The 480-nt window shown below is 60.8% G+C and carries 1 pseudogene; it reads left to right on the forward strand.

From position 1 onward, the window contains the following. A pseudogene (locus tag AC0L3I_RS36985) lies at positions 1-469 on the forward strand (hypothetical protein); the annotation flags it as partial. Positions 470-480 lie beyond the last annotated feature (11 nt).

Consider the following 480-nt stretch of genomic DNA (forward strand, 5'->3'; position numbering starts at 1 on the left):
GCGTGAAGAAGATCATCGAGGATGCCCTGCGGGCAGCGGGCCTGATGCGCTAGGCGGGCGGCGCAAATCGCTCGCCGACTGTCTCGCCGGCCCGCGAAGGTCGAGCGGCTCCGACCAGGCAAGGGAACGCGTCGTTCTTTGGAATCTGTCCGCTTTTCAGCGAGCAGTCGCCATGCACCTCGTCCAGATCCTGCTTCCCCGCGCGGAGACGGCGATCGGTGATCCAGTGTTGGTAGTAACCGACTTGGCTGATAGCGCCATGAAGGCCGCGGGTGCACAAGGCATCGCCAGTGGCGACATCAACGAAGAGATCGGAAGCGTTTACGAAGTGATTAGATTATCCATGCCTTGCAACGTCGACGTGGCGGACGAGCGGATTGAGGGCACGCACAGGGACAGCGCGGTTACCTTCTGGAAATCTGACAAACACCCGAGCGAAGTATTCACCGCGGCTCCCGCACCATGCTGAGATAGGTTGGA

The sequence above is a fragment of the Mesorhizobium sp. WSM4840 genome, from assembly GCF_055811755.1.